General features: G+C 48.3%; 17 protein-coding genes. 6 read left to right on the top strand and 11 right to left on the bottom strand.

Going from position 1 to position 17,319, the window contains the following annotated elements; all coding sequences use genetic code 11:
* Positions 1–16 precede the first annotated feature (16 nt).
* Complete coding sequence (locus NDI33_RS01465) at positions 17–622, bottom strand: thylakoid membrane photosystem I accumulation factor (RefSeq protein WP_190411379.1); 606 nt, start codon at positions 620–622, stop codon at positions 17–19.
* An 83-nt stretch (positions 623–705) separates the two neighbouring features.
* Here NDI33_RS01465 and NDI33_RS01460 point away from each other — a divergent pair, with 83 nt between their 5' ends.
* From NDI33_RS01460 to NDI33_RS01450, 3 genes are all read left to right on the top strand, one after another.
* A complete protein-coding gene (locus NDI33_RS01460) occupies positions 706–1,575 on the top strand; it encodes a FecR family protein (protein ID WP_190678375.1) in 870 nt (289 codons plus the stop codon).
* A gap of 518 nt (positions 1,576–2,093) precedes the next feature.
* Positions 2,094–3,971 (top strand): adenylate/guanylate cyclase domain-containing protein, encoded by a 1,878-nt coding sequence (locus NDI33_RS01455; RefSeq protein WP_199302582.1) that lies wholly within the window; start codon positions 2,094–2,096, stop codon positions 3,969–3,971.
* A gap of 15 nt (positions 3,972–3,986) precedes the next feature.
* Positions 3,987–4,493 carry a hypothetical protein gene (locus NDI33_RS01450; protein ID WP_190678373.1) on the top strand — a complete coding sequence of 169 codons (507 nt, stop codon included), beginning with the start codon at positions 3,987–3,989 and terminating at the stop codon, positions 4,491–4,493.
* 31 nt (positions 4,494–4,524) lie between these two features.
* Here the strand turns inward: NDI33_RS01450 and NDI33_RS01445 are convergent, their stop codons facing one another.
* The 6 genes from NDI33_RS01445 to NDI33_RS01420 all read right to left on the bottom strand — a co-directional run bounded on the left by NDI33_RS01445 (position 4,525) and on the right by NDI33_RS01420 (position 11,268).
* Entirely contained in the window at positions 4,525–4,962 is a 438-nt protein-coding gene (locus NDI33_RS01445; protein WP_190678372.1) for a hypothetical protein, read from the bottom strand.
* Positions 4,963–5,466: 504 nt separating this feature from the next.
* Positions 5,467–8,100 carry a DNA mismatch repair protein MutS gene (gene mutS / locus NDI33_RS01440; RefSeq protein WP_190678370.1) on the bottom strand — a complete coding sequence of 878 codons (2,634 nt, stop codon included), beginning with the start codon at positions 8,098–8,100 and terminating at the stop codon, positions 5,467–5,469.
* A 176-nt stretch (positions 8,101–8,276) separates the two neighbouring features.
* Positions 8,277–9,140, bottom strand: coding sequence for an aminotransferase class IV (locus NDI33_RS01435; protein ID WP_190678368.1), 864 nt, complete (start codon positions 9,138–9,140; stop codon positions 8,277–8,279).
* Between the two features lie 49 nt (positions 9,141–9,189).
* Positions 9,190–10,314, bottom strand: coding sequence for an AI-2E family transporter (locus NDI33_RS01430; RefSeq protein WP_190678593.1), 1,125 nt, complete (start codon positions 10,312–10,314; stop codon positions 9,190–9,192).
* Positions 10,315–10,385: 71 nt separating this feature from the next.
* Positions 10,386–10,832: an NUDIX hydrolase gene (locus tag NDI33_RS01425; RefSeq protein WP_190678366.1), complete on the bottom strand. Its 447-nt coding sequence runs from the start codon at positions 10,830–10,832 to the stop codon at positions 10,386–10,388.
* A complete protein-coding gene (locus NDI33_RS01420) occupies positions 10,822–11,268 on the bottom strand; it encodes a hypothetical protein (protein WP_190526956.1) in 447 nt (148 codons plus the stop codon). Before NDI33_RS01420 ends, NDI33_RS01425 begins: the two co-directional genes overlap by 11 nt.
* Before the next feature lie 326 nt (positions 11,269–11,594).
* Between NDI33_RS01420 and folD the strand changes: the two genes are divergently transcribed.
* From folD to NDI33_RS01405, 3 genes are all read left to right on the top strand, one after another.
* Positions 11,595–12,470, top strand: coding sequence for a bifunctional methylenetetrahydrofolate dehydrogenase/methenyltetrahydrofolate cyclohydrolase FolD (gene folD / locus NDI33_RS01415; RefSeq protein ID WP_190678364.1), 876 nt, complete (start codon positions 11,595–11,597; stop codon positions 12,468–12,470).
* Positions 12,471–12,616: 146 nt separating this feature from the next.
* Complete coding sequence (gene crtE / locus NDI33_RS01410; protein ID WP_190678362.1) at positions 12,617–13,546, top strand: geranylgeranyl diphosphate synthase CrtE; 930 nt, start codon at positions 12,617–12,619, stop codon at positions 13,544–13,546.
* Positions 13,547–13,650: 104 nt separating this feature from the next.
* On the top strand, positions 13,651–14,106 hold the full coding sequence (locus NDI33_RS01405; protein WP_190411370.1) for a divergent PAP2 family protein: 456 nt from the start codon (positions 13,651–13,653) through the stop codon (positions 14,104–14,106).
* A gap of 59 nt (positions 14,107–14,165) precedes the next feature.
* Here NDI33_RS01405 and NDI33_RS01400 read toward each other — a convergent pair whose 3' ends face one another.
* From NDI33_RS01400 to NDI33_RS01385, 4 genes are all read right to left on the bottom strand, one after another.
* Positions 14,166–14,774 (bottom strand): hypothetical protein, encoded by a 609-nt coding sequence (locus NDI33_RS01400; RefSeq protein WP_190678361.1) that lies wholly within the window; start codon positions 14,772–14,774, stop codon positions 14,166–14,168.
* A gap of 59 nt (positions 14,775–14,833) precedes the next feature.
* Positions 14,834–15,163, bottom strand: a complete 330-nt coding sequence (locus NDI33_RS01395; protein ID WP_190678360.1) for an MgPME-cyclase complex family protein — start codon at positions 15,161–15,163, stop codon at positions 14,834–14,836.
* Positions 15,164–15,257: 94 nt separating this feature from the next.
* Entirely contained in the window at positions 15,258–15,980 is a 723-nt protein-coding gene (locus tag NDI33_RS01390; RefSeq protein ID WP_190678359.1) for a pyridoxine 5'-phosphate synthase, read from the bottom strand.
* Positions 15,981–16,332: 352 nt separating this feature from the next.
* Entirely contained in the window at positions 16,333–16,809 is a 477-nt protein-coding gene (locus tag NDI33_RS01385) for a CRR6 family NdhI maturation factor (protein ID WP_190411366.1), read from the bottom strand.
* Between the last annotated feature and the right edge of the window lie 510 nt (positions 16,810–17,319).

Raw genomic sequence — 17,319 nt, 5'->3', positions numbered from 1 at the left:
ACCCACAAAACTCCACTTACTTCGCTAACTCCGTATTAAACTCATTCACGAGTCGCCGCTTCAGCTCCACCGATTCTGAGCGAGGTAACAAGTTAAACACTTCACGGAAAACATCGTCTACTTTCTCAAACGCCACCGTACCCTTTTGGTTGAGGACAACTTCGCCCTTCTGGTTTAGCAAGACTGTTTGGGGGACGAGGCCTTCGTAGTAGTAGCCCGGTTCCGTAGGTGTAAAGTTGGATTGTACTGGAATCGAATCTACGTCGATGGGGATGAAATCAGCGGCTCGACCATAAAAAGCTTGAAGCTGCGAAACGACGATTGCGTGTTGCTTGCAATCGCTACTGTCGTCCACGTAGAACACCAACAATGCCGGTTTACCTCCTTTAAGAGAATCTGCCAATGCCACTCGCGGGGGAACCAGCGAGGCATTGCCGCCATAGAGGAGAAAAACATTCCCGTCAAAGTTGTCGTCGTTGATACCTGCTAAAGCTGATGGCGTCCCCAGCAGGCAGCTGAAAGAAACAACCAGTGTCAAGAGGCAACTCAAAAAAAACTGCCGCCAGGAACGGCGAGAAGCTGTCAGAATCCTGATTTGAAATTGTTGCAAGCGAAGAATCATACCAAAGTTGCTGTAGAAACCTTTTTTCTTTCAGTAGTCCTTAAATCGTCTTTGCGTTCACCCGTTATGGCTCCCGATTCTCTATGAAGTTCCCTGTTTTTCCAGTCACCCTACTAGGATTATCCCTGTTAGCCGGTAGCTTAGTCCTTACTTCCTTATCGTTTATCTCCGAAAGTGTTCGAGCTGCGGTTAGTCCACGCTCGATAGAAGTCAAAGAAACGAACGGTACGGTAACAACTCAAGGAAAGCCAGTGAAAGTTGGCGATCGCTTGCAGGCATCCGGTAGTCTCAGCACCAACTTCGACGCCAGTGCTGTTTTGGCGATGGAAGATGGCATCGGTACGGTTCAGATTTCCGAAAACACCAACGTGCAAGTCAAGACTTTAAAGACAAGTAAGGATGGTAGCAAACAAACGCGCCTTTATATGGATAAGGGACAGGTCAGCGCCAAAGTGCGATCTTTTACTAACCCTAACTCTAGCTTTGAAGTGGAGACGCCTGGGGGCGTTGCTGGGACGAGAGGCACAGAATTTGGCGTCACCGTCGGTTCCAATGGGAAAACTGGGCTTTCAACTATCCGAGGCAAAGTAGCCTTTAGTGCGCGAGGGAAAACTGTGTTGGTAGAGCCGGGGTATTCTGCTTTAATTGTTCCGGGACAGGCTCCAACGATTCCCAAGGTGACAACGGGTGACACGAGACTGAAATTACAGGTTCTATCGGTGACAGGCGATGGTCAAGTTAGAGTCACTGGAACGGTAGACCCAATCAATTTAGTGTTAGTGAATAATCAGATTGTGGATACGGGAGGCGAGGGACAACTCGATACGGTGGTGCCAATCCCGTCTAATCGGCAGCTGAGATTAGTCGTGCGGAATCCTTTGGGCAATCAACAAGTTTATGAATTGGAAATTCCGAATAGTGCGGGGACATCGGAGAATCCTGTGAATCAATAATTTTTATCGGATAGCCTTTTCCTCTCCTTTTTAGTCGGAAAAGACGAGGCAGCAACCCACGAATTCGCGTTCTCAATCTGAGCTTGGGAACGCGAATCAATTGGCAAAATCCTCCGCACGAGTGAGGTGAAAATTCTCAAGGGCATGAGTTACTGGAGAAGTCGTCAAAGAACTTGAAAGCGCCAATACTGTGACGCGATCGCATCAGGACATACGCGATCGCGTTTTGTCTGAGTGCAGATTATAGCGGTTCTCATTCTTAGTGCATATATATCGGAACCTCACCCCCAACCCCTCGACCTACACCCAGAGGGGGGAATATTGAACCCCTCGTTGCAAAGAGGGGGAAGATTGAACCTTTCCTCGTTCGCGGCAAAGGGCAGGGGTGGGGTTAAACCGTACTGCATCCAAGAACAGAGAATTGCTATAAATTCAGTATTCCATCAGGGGCATTTACCATCCGGTGAGCGTGCGGAACGCTTGGGAAAAGTCCGTATGTTTCCAGGCAAGCAATCACGATGGTTGATGTTTTTGATGGAATCAACGTGTTAATCAAAAATTGGTTTAAAAAAAATCAGCGTTTTATTTCTAGCAGTCAATCAATCTTTCCGGGCGCAATGGTCGGTTTATTGTCTGTCGGGTTATGGCAGATAGGGGCATGGCAACCCCTGGAACGGCTTGTATATAGTGCGCTGTTTCAAGCTCGTAGCGCCAGTATATTACCGCAGACGAATTGGGATCGTCGGGTCGCGGTGATTGCGATTGACGATGCGAGTTTAAAGAAATACGGGAAATTTCCTTGGTCGCGCGATCGCTATGCCCAATTGTTGCAGAAGCTAGAACCAGCCTCTCCAGCAGTCATTGGTTTCGATGTGTTGTTCGTCGATCCAGGCCAAGGGGATGAGAAATTTGCCAAAGCGATCGCTAAATCTGGCAATGTCATCTTGGCAACGGCTTGGGACAATCGCGGGCAACCTCTGGAAATATTACCCGAATTAAAAAAAGCGGCACTTGGGGAAGGTCAAATTTGGCACAATCCCGACGCAGACGGCATTAGCCGACAGGCAGCCCTCTTTTTTGGCACCAAACCCGCTCTCGGTTTAGCAATGCTGCTAGAGGCACCAGAGGCGGTATCCCTGCCTCATCTGGCTGAGGTTCAGAGGCGTAAAGATGTCTGGATTAACTGGCCTGGGCCAACCCAAAATGTCTCCACCTATTCTTATGCCTCAATCATGGAAGGCAAAGTTGACGCGACAGCCTTCGCCAACAAGTTTGTTTTAGTCGGTGTCACGGCAACCGCTATCGATCGCTTGCGATCACCTTACAATCAAAATCCTCCTACGGCTGGAGTTTATCTCCATGCGGCGTTAATTGATAACTTGCTGAACGACAAGCTGCTGCACACGCTGCCTAAAACAACAGTAATGCTCTTGTTGTTGGGGATTGCCCCGATTACTAGCTGGCTGTTGTTAAAACAGGGAGTGTGGGCGCGAATGGCGATCGCTATTTTGTTACCGAGTGGTTGGGTAATCTTTGCCCTGAGTGCCTTCATCGACGATGGCTGGTGGTTGCCCATCGTCGCACCTGTGGGAACCGCGATCGCTGCTGGGATCGGCGTTCAGCTGCGAGAACAATATGAAAAGCAACAACTGATGAGTTTGTTTGCCAAGCACGTTGCGCCAGAAATGGCTGACCTCATTTGGCACCGGAAAGACGAAATCTTCCACAAAGGGAAGCTACAAGCCCAAGAAATGATGGTCACGGTTTTATTTGCCGATATCCGGGGGTTTACCAGTATTTCCGAGAAACTACCGCCGGGGGAATTAATCGAGTGGCTGAACCTGTTCCTAGACGCCATGACAGATTGCATCATGGATCGTGGCGGTGTGATCGACAAATATATTGGGGATGCAATTATGGCGGTTTTCGGGATTCCGTTTTCGCACACCACGCCGGAAGAAATTCAACAGGACGCCCTAAATGCGATCGCGGCAGGAATTGCGATGCAAGAACGACTCAAAAAGCTCAACCAGCGCTTCCACAACGCTAACAAGCCTACGATTGAGATAGGGATTGGCATTCACACAGGGCCAGTGGTTGCCGGAAGTGTGGGAGGTTCCCGACGCCTGAATTATTCAGTCTTGGGGGATACCGTCAATGTTGCCGCCAGACTGGAACCGATGAATAAAGAAGTAAAAATTCACAACCCCTACCAAATGATTGTCAGTGGCAGTACATTTGCTTATGCAAGCGATCGCTATCACGGGCCTGCTGTCCGCGCCATTCAACTGCGGGGACGAGAACAGGCAACAATTATTTACTGCATCCAGGGAGAGAAGGTCAACTTGGCAGATCCAGCGGAAGCGATCGCACCCCCACTGAATATTTCAGCCTAAAGCGGCACACCCAGCGTGAAATTTCTTTTAACTTCACCGTTTGAAGAGGATTTGTGCATCTACTCGCGATTAGCATATATCTTGATTAAACCCACTTTTACACAACCAATCGCTGACAACAAACTAACAGCTAATTTTCAAACTTTTCCTAGAGTCAGTAAGTTGATTATATTAGCTGCGGTTAGTTGGATTATTTGGAATTTGCAAGCGTCAAGCGTGCAAGCATCGCCCTGTTCCGAGCTACTGAATATATCGCAAAGACCCGGTTTTAATACTCGTCAGGAAGGCAATTTAATCGTTCTGGGACGCCTGCCTAAATATCACTATGTGGTCGTGGTTCCCTCCGGAAGTGAAGCCACGCTGGAACAAGTGCGTCAGTGCGTACCCGATGCATTGATCGCCAAGTCAAATTTAGGAAATTACATTTTAGCGGGGTCATTTCCCGACCAATCCAGTGCGAAAAGTATCTATTACGCATTGCGATCGCTGAGACTAGATGCACGAATTATATACGTTCGATAGCGATCGCCAGTAACCTTCCCTACTTTCCGCTCTATTGATTGGGTGTAACGCCTTGAGCCAGCTTCACCATAGAGCCAGATGCATTGGTGCGATAAATCCAGCGGTGTTGCCCATTCGTCACCGTGACTTGCCACCCAGGAACTTGCATATCGGTGCAAAGCACCTCCAAGTTATTAATATCTAAGCAGTCATCAGACCAAGTTTGCGGTTGAGTTTGGACAATGTTTAGCGCCGACTTTGGCAACCCTGAATGTTGAGACACGTCCTGCAAAACCGCATTCTGAACCGATGTTAATAAACTAACCCCAGAACGAGGATTTGAAATCGTAACTTTGCGATTGGGGAGCGTTAGTGTAGCGGTCAAAGATAAAATGCCCGTCAACACCAAAGCCTGAACAATTAGACTTAGCTGGCTAGCCTTTTGAGCGATAGTTTCTGTGGGAGAGGCAGGGGTAGTAACTTCTTCCATAGCAAACATTGACAGGGGTGCTGTTATTACAAAGGGCATTAATTGTATTGGTAGAATATGCACCCAGATGCTTATAATTTCCGGAAAAAGTTAAAGGTTCCGGCAAATTAAGTATGAATTGACTTGCAGATTGCTTTTCCCTAATTCCTGAAGCGAGCCTTCTCGTTAATGCTGCGAATCTCCTTTTGGAGATGCCACCTTTCGGAACGCTAACTCGTTTAGAGTTGCTACGAAAAGTGCTAATGCGTACTGGTTGATAGGAATTCAGACACTAACACCCTGCAAATAAGTTCCCTAATTAATCTTTTTTTAGTAGAACTACGGTGTCCGATCCCTAATACTAATGTGCGCCCTCTAGGTGCCTAAATGAAACCCAGAAACTACTGAATTGTTAGCAATTTTGTATAAAGATTTACTGATTTCAGTCCCCCTTGATTATTTATCAAGTGGACTGAGTATGGAGAAAATAATCTTGCCAAAAAAACAGAAGTATGCATTTCCTCCCTAGAAGGTAGATGATTCCTCTACCTGCCCGCCTTGGCGCAGCCCGATAGCAATTTTGCTATGCTTTTCAATTTGGCTCATCACCTGCTTGGCGCGTTGAATCACGGGTGCGGGTAAACCTGCCAGCCGACCTGCTTCGATACCATAGGAACGGTCAGCACCTCCCGGTTGCACCTGATGCAAAAAGATAATCTGGTCGGGTAACTCCTTCACCGTCACTTGGTAATTTGCCACATTCGGCAAAATTGAAGCAAGTTCGTTCAATTCGTGGTAATGAGTCGCGAAAATCGTCCGCGAGAGAATTTCACTGGCAAGATACTCCGCCACCGCCCAAGCAATCGAAAGACCATCAAATGTTGCCGTCCCCCGACCAATTTCATCTAAGAGAACCAGAGACTTCGCAGTCGCATGATTGAGAATATTCGCCGTCTCGTTCATCTCCACCATAAAAGTCGATTGACCCGTCGCCAAATCATCTACCGCACCGACACGAGTAAAAACGCGATCGCATATTCCCAAAGTCGCCGCTCTTGCTGGCACAAAACTACCAATTTGCGCCATCAACTGAATTAACCCCACCTGCCGCAAATAACAACTCTTCCCACTCGCATTCGGACCCGTCAAAATCACTAAATCCGGTCTTTCCTCTTCTTCCCCTTCTTCCTTCGCGCTCTTGGCGTCTTTGCGGTTCAATAACTCCCCCCTCCCCAACCCAGTCGAATTCGGCACAAAAAACCCAGGTGGCAAAGACTGCTCAACCACCGGATGACGCCCATCACTAATCCGAATTTCCCGACCTTCCACCATCTGAGGGCAGCAATAACCCTGATAAACCGCCACCTCAGCCAAACCGCACAATACATCAGCCGCCGCCACCGCACGAGAAATCGTGCGAATTTGTTCTGCGTATTGCCCCACCTCTTCCCTTAAAGAAGTGAAAATCTCATATTCCAGGCGATTTAAGTCATCCCGCGCCGTTAAAATCCGCGCTTCTCTCTCCTTCAACTCCGGAGTAATGTAGCGTTCCTCATTCGTCAGAGTTTGTTTGCGGATGTAGTTATCGGGAACTTGGTCGGCTTTCGTGCGAGAGATGCTGATGTAGTAGCCAAATGTCTTATTAAAGCCCACCTTCAGCGTTGAAATTCCGGTTCGCGCCTTCTCCGTCACCTCCAAATTAGCAACCCATTGCTGATCCTCTTGGGCAAGACTTCGCATTTCATCCAACTGGACATTCACATTGGGGCGAATCAAACCGCCTTCCTTGATATGGATGGGAGGCGCGTCTACCAAATGGGCGCTGAGTCGCTTTGCCAGTTGTTCCAATTCTGGCGGTACCTTCTGTAAAGCTCTCATAAACGGAGAGCAAGCATCCGCCACCAGTTCCGCTAATTCCGGTAATTTTGCCAGAGAATCCGCTAAAGCAACTAAATCCTTCGCATTCGCCGTGCCGGAACCAGCGCGACCCGTTAGCCGTTCTAAATCGTAAATTTGTCGCAACAGTTGGCGCAAATCTTGCCGCAAGAAGCTATTTTCGACTAATTCTTGAATCGTATCTTGCCGCGCTGCAATGCCTTTGAGATCCAGTAGCGGTTGCAGCAACCACCGCCGCAAGGCACGTCCCCCCATCGCTGTGCTAGTTCTATCTAAAGCCCAAAGCAGGGAACCGTGAAAGGTGCCATCCCGCACCGTTTGCGTAATTTCTAGATTGCGGCGGGTTTGGTGGTCGAGAATTAGATAATCGCTGAGGGTGTAGGTGCGGAGGAACTGGAGAGGAACGAGGTTTTCTTTCTGGGTGTCTTCTAAATATTCCAGCAAACCACCCGCAGCGCGGACAGCAAGAGGGAGGTGTTCGCAACCGAGTCCTTCTAGACTTCGCACTTTAAACCGCTGCAATAGCCGATGTCTCGATTCCCCTGCTGTAAAAGGAGTTTGCGATCGCAACGCATAACAGAAAGATGGCGGCAAACAACTCGGTAAATGCTCGGAAGTCTCCCCCGGTCGCAGCAAACTGCCCAAATCTGGCGCATTTGTTGGCACCAAAACTTCAGAAGGCTGCAAACGCATCAATTCTTGCGTCAAATGCTCTAATTCGCTCGATTGGGTTGTGAGAAATTCCCCAGTAGAAATATCTGCATAAGCTAAACCCCAATGATTCCCGGCAATCACCACCGCCGCCAGGTAATTATTGCGACGCGCATTCAGCATCCCTTCTTCCAGCAACGTACCGGGGGTGAGAATCCGCGTCACTTCCCGCTTCACCAGCTTTCCAGGGTCAGTATCGGCAGAGTCTTCTACTTGGTCGCAGATTACAACTGCATACCCCTTCTCCACCAGTTGAGTCGTGTAGCGTTCCCAAGCATGGTGCGGCACTCCCGTCATCGGCACCCGACCAATTTCTCCGGCTTGCTTGCTGGTGAGGACAAGTTCTAATTCTCTCGATACAGCGATCGCATCCTGAAAAAAGGTTTCAAAGAAGTCTCCCACCCGATACAGCAGCAGCGCATGAGGATACTTATCCTTCACTTCTACGTAATGGTGGTACATCTTACTCAGCTTGCTGCGATCCACCAGTCGTGAGTCAGCGTTACGGATTTTGGGTTCGGTCGGGGTAGATGCCGAGTCAGGAACGTTCATGGAAAGTCAGTGCTACGCCAAGGTCTTTAATGACTTTACCGCAGGTATCTCTTGCCGTTGTTTGCAGTTTGTTAACCTGAAATCTTGTACCTAACGTCTTCACCCGCCAGGAGATGTAGAGGCGCAATTAATGGTGTCTCCACAAAAGGAAGTTGGCGAGATCCTAAAAATCGTTCCTACTGGTGCGTAATTTCGCGAAATTCTTTCAAAAAGCGTCGAAATAGAGGATGATTTGCCGAATCATATTCATAAGGATGAATACTTGCTAATGGCTTCAATTCCATCATCGTCGCAGCCAGGAAAGCAGCGTCAAAATTCCCTAATTCCTCTGGTCGCACATCCCGTTCAACCACTTCAATTCCTAATTCGCCTGCAATGTCAAGCAGTGTAGCGCGGGTGATACCAGGGAAAATATTCGGAGTCAGCGCAGGCGTAATTACAGTATCCTTTTGCAAGAGAAAAAGGTTAGCTACCGCAGCTTCAGTAATTCTGCCTTGTTGGTCAAGCAAAATCGCATCATTAAATCCAGCCACTTCCGCCGCACGACGAGCTAAATAACTGTTTACATAAGTTCCACAGAGTTTCCACGCCACTGGAATCGCACCCCCCGAAACCCGTTCGTAAGGGGAGATGTGGCAAGTCAGAGATTTATCAACATCCCGTGGAATCGTCACTGCCAAAATGGTCACATCGACTGGCATTTTATCGTTAAAGTTCAGTTGAGGCACCGAGCGATAAACAATCGGTCGGATATAGTAATTTGTTGCCGGAACTGCCTCTAAAAGTGCCAAAATACCTGCTTTCAGGTCTTCATTCGACCAAGAAAACCCCAAACCTATATGTGCAGAACCATTGCGAAGGCGGTCTAGATGTGCATCTAAGCGATGAATGTAATAGCGATCGCGATTCCAATAAGCCATAATCCCATCAAAAACGCCGATCCCTAAATGCAGAGAATGGCTAGCAATAGAAGGCGCAGCATTTTCCCGTTCAACTAACTTTCCGTTGTGCCAAACTATCGGCGTTGCTTCAAGAAACATTTATTAGTCTTGCCTTCTCAAGCGGCATTTGTACCAATTAAAACAGTCATCAACTCCCGGCATCACTCGCTAAGCTCTTAGACGCTATGACGGGCGAAACATTTAAGGGTGTAGAGTCAGATTCAATCTCCTCTATCTCGTTCCATTTTCCGTCGCGCAAGCTATCTGCGGTACTTTTAATGAAACTCGCTAAAGGTACGGCAATTAATAACCCCAATAGCCCTCCCAGCTTCGCTCCTATCAACAGCGAAAGCAAAATCCAAACAGGATTTAAGCCAGTAAAACCACCTAAAATGCGAGGTGCGATGAAATTAGCATTGATTTGATCGATAGCGGCAGCTACAGCGAACACTTCCACCCCTAGCCAAAAATTTTGTAATGCTACTAGCAGACTAACAATGCTGATACCGATTCCGGCACCAAAGGGAAAAAGAGCCAAAAAACCAATTGCAATTCCAAACAATAATCCTAACGGCACTCGCAAAGCCAGAAATGCCAGCGTGATCACACATCCGCTCCAAGCAGCGAACGTCGCCTGACCGATAAAATAATTGTGGAAATCTTCGCGGAGAGCTTGCCTTACTTGGGAACTAAAGCTAGCCGGAAACCACTTAAAAATTCCGTCCCAGAGACGATCCCCATTTAAGATTAGGTAGAAAGTTAGAACCACCGTTAGCAGAACATTGACAGCACTGCCAATCGTATCAAAGGCAAAATTAAGAATTCTACCCGTTACGTTTTGAAGTTGACTGGATAATCGGTCTGTTAGTTGAGTAACGATTCCGCCTAAATTAATCGGAAGTTGCTGAGTTTCAGCCCAAATTTGAAAAGCTTGGAGTTGTTGCCTACCCGAATCAATCCAACTAGGCAATATATTAGCTAGTTCGTTGAGCTGTTGCCAAATGATCGGAACTAAGGTAAGTCCCAAACCTACCAAAATTAGCAACGCCACTAGGGAAACAGCGACGACCGCATTGTTCCGTTTAACTTTTTGTTGCTGTAAAAACCGGATAGGATAATCTAATACAAAAGCCAGCAAGAGTGCGGCAACAAAAACGTTAACTAGAGGTTGAAAATATTGCAACACGAGCAGCAATAGCCAACCATTGAGAACGGCGAGGGGAAATGCCAATCCTAAAACGACCCATCGCGGTAACTTGTTTGCTGATTGCATCATGTTGAGGTTTTGAAATCGGGATTCATAACAATTAAAAAGTTATGCCTCTGGCTACACAGTCACTCTGGCTACGCAGTCAATTGAGGAAACTTGTCCATAAAATCCAGCAAAATTTTTTGGTGAGGAGGGCCTAACGGTCTTACTTGCTCAGCTTTTTCAGAGTAACCCTCACCGCGTTGAATTTCTTCAGGCGTTAATAAATCCATATCCCAACCTTCTCCTAGCACTAGCTGGTTAAGTTCTACGGGAAGCGGTGCCTGATAGACATGGCGAAGAACGTAGGTATCGGGATAATAGCCAAATAATGATAACGCGGGCGGTGTATAGCCAATTTCCTCCAGCAGTTCCCGCTTGATAGCGTCGTCTGGAGTTTCCCCTGGTTCGATGTGTCCGCCAAAAAATGCCCAGTGTCCGGGGTAGAGAATACCGGGGATGTTGTCGCGCAGCTGGAGGAGAAATTTGCCGTGGCGATAGAGGATGGCGATCGCTACCTCAACAATAGGTTTATTGTTCATAAGTTCCTTCCGGTAGTAAAGGCGCTCCCTTCTTCGCTGGCTTCCGCTCTAGCTGTTCCTGCTGCTGAAGAAAAACTTCTCCTAAATCTTTCCCCGCTAAGGGAATGCTTTGATACTGCACTTTCCCCTTGATTAAAACTTCATCTCCTCTATCGGGGAGACTCTGGCTGGTGAAAACCCATATTTTTCCCGTCGCATCTCGCAATTCATAAGCGCCGCTTCCCACAAAAGGCGCTTGAGATGCTACCTTGCCTTCCAGATAAACCGTTGGGTTGCCCTCATAACTCTGTTGAAGATCGCTAATACTGGTGATCGGGACACTGCGGTTGTTAAACAGACCCAATCCAGACTGAGCCACATGACCGCAGCCGAACAACCCACCCAAAAGTAGTGTGGTGGTGCTGAATTGCAATACCCGGATTTTGACTGACCTCATATCTTGCATCGGGGAAATCTCAAGTTTCTCACTATTTCGGTATTAATACTTATCCCTATCCAGATGGCTCTGACTGGTACAAATATAGTGAATCTTCCAAAGATTTACAGTCGGGCAGGACTGTCTCAAATAAGATTAAACGCAAAGAAGGCGAAGGAGATCCCCCCAAGATGCAGCTACAAGGCAAAAGGAAAAACGCGATCGCGTTCCATTTCTCTCATTATCCTTTGGCAGTAAGGGTGGGAAATCTGCGAAACTATCCTATGACAGATGCGCTCTGTTTCATCCTCAAAGAATGAATTCCTGCCCACATTCCTGACACCACAATGGACGAATCAATCGCCCAACTATTAGACGGTAAAGCCCTCGCTGAACGAATTTACGGACAGCTACAAGAGCAAATTCAGCAAATACAAACCACTGCGGGACGCCCGCCGGGACTCGCAGTGCTGATGGTTGGAGATAATCCAGCCAGCGCTGCCTACGTGCGGAATAAAGAACGCGCCTGTGCCAAAGTCGGGATTGCCTCCTATGGCTCCCATTTCCCGGCGGAAACAACCGCTTCAGAACTAGAGCAAGTCATTCAAAACCTGAATCAAGATGAGCGGGTTGATGGAATTCTCGTTCAGCTGCCCCTACCTAACCACCTAGACGCTGTTTCCCTGCTGCATCAAATCGATCCAGATAAAGACGCCGATGGACTGCATCCCCTTAACTTGGGGCGGCTGGTACGTTCTGAAGCTGGTTTACGCAGCTGCACGCCAGCCGGAGTCATGCGCCTGTTGCAGGAATACCAGATTGAGGTGAAGGGAAAACAGGCAGTAGTCGTAGGGCGGAGTATCCTCGTGGGCAAGCCGTTGGCTTTGATGCTCTTAGACGCAGATGCCACCGTTACCATCGCCCATTCGCGATCGCACGATCTCCCAGCCATTACCCGCAACGCTGATATTCTGCTGGCAGCCGTGGGTCGTCCAGCGCTGATTACCGCCGAGATGGTCAAACCTGGCGCTGTCGTCATTGATGTTGGCATCAATCGCGTCACCGACGACGCCGGTAATTCTCGTTTAGTGGGAGATGTCCACTTTGATTCCGTCAAAAAGGTCGCGCAGTTTATCACCCCAGTTCCCGGCGGGGTTGGCGCGATGACCGTCGCCATGCTGCTGCAAAATACAGTCTGGAGCTACAGCCAGCGCTATCTCTAGTTTTGATTGAATGAAGACGGTTTGAGGGGCGAAGACTCTGGACTAATTCCATAACTCAACACTCATAACTCATAACTCATCACTTTTTGTGACCCAAAGCCCCGTAAAATTGTTACGGAAACGACTGTGCTACAAGGAATCACGGGATGTTAGCGACAGATGACCTTCATGCTCCCAAAGGTGAATCGGCGACCTTTGACCTTTCAACCTACCTGACTCAACAACAGGCTCTGGTAGAAGCAGCTCTGGATAGTTCCCTCCCAGTCACGTATCCAGAGAAAATTTATGAGGCGATGCGCTACTCGCTTTTGGCTGGAGGCAAGCGCCTGCGTCCGATTCTTTGCCTTGCCAGCTGCGAACTGGCTGGAGGCACCCTAGAAATGGCGATGCCCACTGCCTGCGCCCTGGAGATGGTTCATACCATGTCCTTGATTCACGATGACTTACCGGCGATGGATAACGACGACTACCGGCGGGGCAAATTGACCAACCATAAGGTTTATGGTGAAGATATTGCCATTCTGGCGGGGGATGGTCTACTGACATACGCCTTTGAGTTCATTGCCTCAAATACCCAGAATGTACCGGCAGAGCGAGTTTTGCAGGTGATTGCTCAGTTAGCCAAAGCAGTTGGTGCTGCCGGATTGGTGGGCGGTCAAGTCGTTGACTTGGAATCTGAGGGAAAGCCGGATATTCAGGAAGAAACGCTCAATTTCATTCATACTCACAAAACAGGGGCGCTCCTAGAAGCTTGTGTGGTCTCCGGCGCGATTTTAGCGGGAGCAGAATCAGCGGACTTGCAACGGATGTCTCGCTATGCCCAAAATATTGGGTTGGCGTTTCAGATTGTGGATGACATTTTGGATATCACGGCGACTCAGGAGGAGTTGGGTAAAACTGCCGGGAAAGACATCCAAGCACAAAAGGCAACTTACCCGCGACTTTGGGGACTGGAGGAATCAAAAGTTCAGGCTCAGCAACTGATTGACGCTGCTAAAGGAGAACTGGCAATTTTTGGAGAGAAAGCCAATCCCCTGATTGCGATCGCAGATTTCATTACTACTCGCACTCACTAGAAAATAAGCAGGACGATCCGTTTGTTTCATCCTGAATTCTCGACCCCCCACTCCTTAAAGCTCATCCGAACCATGCTGCTCGTTTTTACCCAACGCAAAACAAAATGCAGGACTTTGCCCACATCCTAGAAAACCATGTGCTACTGGTTGCGACCGTAGCTTGTTTAATCGCTCAAGCATCCAAGCTGATCATCGACTTAGCCCAACATGGCAAGGTGAATGTGCGCGTCTTAGTCACCACTGGCGGGATGCCAAGCGCTCATTCAGCATTGGTAACAGCGCTGGCAACCGGCATTGGACAAACGGTGGGGTGGGACAGTATTGAATTTGCACTCGCCACCATTTTTGCCGTTATCGTCATGTACGATGCCGCTGGCGTCCGTCAGGCTGCGGGTAAGCAAGCTCGCATCCTGAACCAAATCATCGATGAGCTATTTCAAGAACATCACAAGTTTAACGAAGATCGTCTCAAGGAGTTACTGGGACATACGCCGTTTCAGGTGATTGTCGGATCAGCTCTGGGTATCGCTGTCTCCTGCTTAGCAGGGCCAGCCTATTAGTCATTGGTTATTAGTGATTAGGGTGCAACCAGGGACCAATGACTCACCACAACGATTGGCTATTTACTCACCACTGACGATCTAAGCAGTGTCACTCTGCGGCTATCGACTAGCATCACCAAAAAACCGCGATCGCTCAATCTTCTCAAAGCCGAATTTGCCTCATTTGGATTGGTTGTGTAAACTGCCAGTAAATAAGGACGTTGGGCATAGGAAACCAAGCCTACATCGCCGCCCAACATCTGCCGTACTTGAGCCGCTACTTCCGGTTTGCTTGAATAATCCACCAACACCGCATAACCAGCACCGAGTGCCTGCGGTTTATAGGTGGGTGCATTTGGATTTGCCGGTGCCTCTGGAGGTCGGAGAACGAAAGCCGATAGCCCAACAATCTCATTCAGATAACGTGCCCAACCGTTGGCATCTTCCACGCTCCTGAAGCCACCAATCCGCGTCATCGTATCTTCAAGATATTTACAAGTTGACGTACTTGTGTTGTTAGGTAACGTTCGTTGGATTTGCTCTTGACTTTCCCTCGTTTGGCTTCCCACTAATACCAAATACTCGCCTTGGGGAGGCGGCTGGCAAGTGGGAGGCGACGATTGAGCAGACGCAACTGCACCCGGCAAAAGAAAAAAGGCAAAAGGCAAAAGAAAGATTTTTTTCATGTTTTCAGTTTTTCCTTTTTGCTTTTTTCCTTAATTTTTAACTGTTTACTTTTGCCTTCTCAGGAAACGGATGCGAGGGAAGCAAGTGGATTAGGGATACTTTGGGAAGGTGCCTGAAATTCCCCGCTCAGCACAAACTCTAACCGCAGCTTTAACCAGGTAATAAATTGGGAATTCCTAGAAATGACTGCCACAGCAGGTTGAGGGCACTGAGCCTTAATTGCTGCCATTTCCGGTGCCTCTAAAAATGCCGGTTGCTTGACTAGCCAAAAATCAATTTCTTTTTCTTGTTCGTGGTAGTTACGGGTACGCTCTTTGAGGACTTCATCCAAGGGTTCTTCTTCAAGTAAAAAGCGTTGGCTAGCCAGAACGTAGTAGTAATTTTGCATCTTAATAGGTTGTTAATGGGTAATGGGTTGTTAGCAATCGGTGATGAGTCATTAGCGAGTGACTGAAGACTCATCACTCATGACACTTCAGTTGTTACCAATGACCGAACATTGCTTGTTTCATCTCTCGAACGGCTCGTTCTATTCCGACAAGAGCTGCTCGACTAATAATGGTATGACCAATATTGAGTTCTTCCATCCCTTCAAGGCAAGCAACAGGGTAAACGTTCCAGTAGGTAAGACCGTGACCGGCGTTGATCCGGATGCCAGCAGCACGCGCTTGCTCACATCCTTTGGCTAACACGGCTAATTCCTTCTCTCGACTGGTTTCATCTGCTGCTTCGGCATAGCAACCCGTGTGCAGTTCAATGAACTTCGCCTTAATAATCGCAGCTGCCATAATCTGACCGGGATCGGCGTCGATGAACAAGCTGACGGGGATTCCGGCGTCTTGCAACTTTGTCACCATTTCCCCAATTCGGTCGATTTGACTGGAAACATCCAATCCGCCTTCTGTCGTCACTTCTTCGCGTTTTTCGGGCACGAGGGTGACGTAATCGGGTTTGATGTCGAGAGCGATCGCGACCATTTCGTCGGTGGGTGCCATCTCTAAATTTAAATGAGTCCGCACTGTCTGCCGCAGTAATCGCACATCCCGGTCTTGAATATGCCGCCGGTCTTCCCGCAGATGCACCGTGATCCCATCGGCACCGGCAAGTTCTGCCAGCACCGCTGCTGCCACCGGATCTGGTTCTACTGTCCGTCGTGCCTGCCGAATGGTGGCAATGTGATCGATATTGACGCCAAGTGTAGGCAACGGAACCTCTCCCAATGTTTTAGAGTCTTCCGCAATTGATTTTAACCTGAAACGCTGGAAGGCTATCTTTAAAAAGGAGTTAGGACTGAGGACTGAGGGCTGAGGAGTTAGGAGTTAGGACTGAGGACTGAGGGCTGAGGAGTGAGTGAAAGACGGCTGAGGAGTTAGGAGTTTAGGATTGAGGGCTGAGGAGTGAGTGAAAGACGGCTGAGGAGTTAGGAGGCTGATCTGCTATCTATGTATCTATAGCAATAGTAATCCCATATTAGTTGTGAGATACCAGTGGTTTAGATCCCCGACTTCTTAGAGAAGTCGGGGATCTCGCTTTCACGAAGCATTTAGGACGGCTATATCAGCCGATTAACTCAAAGAAGGCATCATCCAGCTCATAGCCCAGCATTTTAGCCATTGACTTTACACGAGAGGTACTGGGGATTCCCATCTGCTTCATCCATTGTGTCAGGACAAAGATTTTTTGCATCACAAAAATCTCTAGGGCTTCGGGATTGTACTCAATCCCTTCTGTCCGATTGAACTGGTGTGGCACGAGCATAGCAGTGTAGCGGGCGAGTTCACCGGATTTCCAATCCAGCAGAAAGGGCATCCAGGGATATTGGGCATCTAAGCGAATAAACCATAGACGGACTTCTGGGATTTCGGAGAGTTCTCGTGGATCTTCCGGTTCGCGGGGATAGTCAATCTCAAAACGCAGTTGCTGTTCCGAGGATGCGATCGCTCCCTCTTGGAGCAACTTTTCGATCGCCGACTGCACCGGCGACAGATCCAGAGTTTGAATTAAGTCAGAATTGAGCGCGATTGCTGTCGTCATTGAACCATTGTTAAGGTGACACACTTTGAATGCCGACAATAGCGCTGGCTAGCGCTGGCTTCTCTCTACATTGTTGCAGCCTTGCTCCGTCACGTCAGTCCCGGCTCTAAATTAGTTGTCCCACGCTTTGTGTCGGGCTAGTGGCAATTCGCCTGATGTCCTTTGATAGCTTTTCCACCGTCATTTCCCTTTTTGACCAGGGTAGAAAGGAGCTTTAGCTGTAAGATGTCGTTAGCTTTTTGTTATCCCCGCTGTTATAACTGCGTTAACAGACATTTTGTTTGGCGATATTCTCTCAGCGCGATCGCACTTAATCTCACTTAATCGCACTTTAGTCTTATATTCTTTCAGCAACCATACGGCGTACAGGTTTGCAATCTTTACAATACAGGCAACTTGAGTCTTCGCTTCCAGGTTTTTCAGCATAGAGCGGATACGATGCATTCAGCAAAAAATCTGGGGGATTCATCCATCTCCGAAATCCATCTCAATTTTCCTGTAGCAGCACTA

It is taken from the genome of Trichocoleus sp. DQ-A1 (assembly GCF_039961955.1).
In the GTDB taxonomy this organism is placed as follows: Bacteria; Cyanobacteriota; Cyanobacteriia; order Cyanobacteriales; family FACHB-T130; genus FACHB-T130.
Note: the sequence above shows the minus strand (reverse complement) of the source record. Positions and strands in the feature narration are given on the sequence as shown.

Coding starts and splice junctions, on each gene's coding strand:
- mutS (WP_190678370.1), bottom strand. CDS start 8,100: ATGAACGTTCCTGACTCGGCATCTACCCCGACCGAACCCAAAATCCGT.
- NDI33_RS01405 (WP_190411370.1), top strand. CDS start 13,651: ATGCAGGACTTTGCCCACATCCTAGAAAACCATGTGCTACTGGTTGCG.
- NDI33_RS01400 (WP_190678361.1), bottom strand. CDS start 14,774: ATGAAAAAAATCTTTCTTTTGCCTTTTGCCTTTTTTCTTTTGCCGGGT.
- NDI33_RS01445 (WP_190678372.1), bottom strand. CDS start 4,962: ATGGAAGAAGTTACTACCCCTGCCTCTCCCACAGAAACTATCGCTCAA.
- NDI33_RS01385 (WP_190411366.1), bottom strand. CDS start 16,809: ATGACGACAGCAATCGCGCTCAATTCTGACTTAATTCAAACTCTGGAT.
- NDI33_RS01425 (WP_190678366.1), bottom strand. CDS start 10,832: ATGAACAATAAACCTATTGTTGAGGTAGCGATCGCCATCCTCTATCGC.
- NDI33_RS01420 (WP_190526956.1), bottom strand. CDS start 11,268: ATGAGGTCAGTCAAAATCCGGGTATTGCAATTCAGCACCACCACACTA.
- folD (WP_190678364.1), top strand. CDS start 11,595: ATGGACGAATCAATCGCCCAACTATTAGACGGTAAAGCCCTCGCTGAA.
- crtE (WP_190678362.1), top strand. CDS start 12,617: ATGTTAGCGACAGATGACCTTCATGCTCCCAAAGGTGAATCGGCGACC.
- NDI33_RS01460 (WP_190678375.1), top strand. CDS start 706: ATGAAGTTCCCTGTTTTTCCAGTCACCCTACTAGGATTATCCCTGTTA.
- NDI33_RS01455 (WP_199302582.1), top strand. CDS start 2,094: ATGGTTGATGTTTTTGATGGAATCAACGTGTTAATCAAAAATTGGTTT.
- NDI33_RS01435 (WP_190678368.1), bottom strand. CDS start 9,140: ATGTTTCTTGAAGCAACGCCGATAGTTTGGCACAACGGAAAGTTAGTT.
- NDI33_RS01395 (WP_190678360.1), bottom strand. CDS start 15,163: ATGCAAAATTACTACTACGTTCTGGCTAGCCAACGCTTTTTACTTGAA.
- NDI33_RS01465 (WP_190411379.1), bottom strand. CDS start 622: ATGATTCTTCGCTTGCAACAATTTCAAATCAGGATTCTGACAGCTTCT.
- NDI33_RS01430 (WP_190678593.1), bottom strand. CDS start 10,314: ATGCAATCAGCAAACAAGTTACCGCGATGGGTCGTTTTAGGATTGGCA.